The organism is uncultured Aggregatibacter sp. (assembly GCF_901873365.1).
Lineage (GTDB): Bacteria > Pseudomonadota > Gammaproteobacteria > Enterobacterales > Pasteurellaceae > Aggregatibacter.
In genome coordinates this window covers 1-1,195 of record NZ_CABFLM010000008.1, presented here as the reverse complement: position 1 = coordinate 1,195, position 1,195 = coordinate 1, and the positions used below count along the sequence as shown (strand labels likewise).

Annotated in this window: 1 protein-coding gene; it reads left to right on the top strand. The window is 32.4% G+C overall.

The window, feature by feature from the left end:
* Window positions 1–314 precede the first annotated feature (314 nt).
* Window positions 315–938 carry an RHS repeat-associated core domain-containing protein gene (locus QZ106_RS00055; RefSeq protein WP_295972674.1) on the top strand — a complete coding sequence of 208 codons (624 nt, stop codon included), beginning with the start codon at window positions 315–317 and terminating at the stop codon, window positions 936–938.
* The last annotated feature ends 257 nt before the right edge of the window (window positions 939–1,195 follow it).

Sequence of the window (1,195 nt, the reverse complement as noted above, 5' to 3'; positions counted from 1 at the left end):
CGATATAAATAAATGGGGCCTTATTCCTGACTTGGTTACTTGTAATAACTATTTGGAAAAAAACAAAAACATGGTATCTATTTATATAAATGGTGAGAAGCTTAAAACTCATTGGGAGCCGGTTGCTATTTATTGTGATCGGTTTACACTCAATAAATTAGAACTTTTGAATAGTTGATAAAAGAAACGGTTAACTCTTTTTATGGTTCATTGAAATCTGAGTTTCCTTACAATTTCAGTCGTAAAAATGACCGCACTTTTGTTGGTCTGCTGATTGCCTCGGCTGAGAAAAACTGCGTAACAGCCATAACCTCATGGCGGACGCTCACCAACCGTTCCGCCTGCAGAACCAGTACTTCGACCAAGAAACGGGTTTGCATTACAACTTTTTGCGTTATTATGACCCCGCACTTGGGCGGTTTATTACTCAAGACCCGATTGGGTTGATGGGTGGGATGAATTTGTATCGGTTTGCGAATAATACACAAGGGTGGGTAGATCCTTTGGGGCTACAAAAAGTCTTGTATGTAATGACAAATGAAAATACTCCAATAATTGGAGATCATGCTGGATTAGCTATAATAGATACTGCAGATCCTACAAAGTCTATTTTATATGATCCCGCCGGGAGTTATAAAAATAATATTAGAGGGTCTGGAGATTTTTTTATTAGTAACGATTTTAATTATGATGATTATATAAAATATCAAACTTCAACAGATGGTCCTAGTGTTCATACTCATAAATTTAATATTAGTGATGAAGAAGCAGATAGGATTTTACAGAATATTGAAGAGCAGGGTGGTTGTACTGCCGGATTCTGTACTAAATGTACTAGTAAAGCTATTTCAGGTGGAAATGGGATATTTAAAGATTTAGAAAGCTATTTATTTCCTAAATCACTAGGAGATAAACTAAGGGAGCTAAAAACTAAATGAGTTCTTCGTATATAAGACATTTGGGCTATTTAGTATCATATGTTTTGTTTATATTATTATGTGTAGTTTTTAAGATATTAAATTTTTACTCTACAGTAAATAATTTTGAGTTGTTTTATTTTGTGTATTTTTTATTTTCTTTATTTTTTATTTTTTTGTATTTGAAAAATAAAAGCATTGGGTTTGTTGGGGTTTATATATCTTATCTTTTATCTAACGTAGTTGTTTATTCTATTTTTAGTTTTTATGGTTTTAAT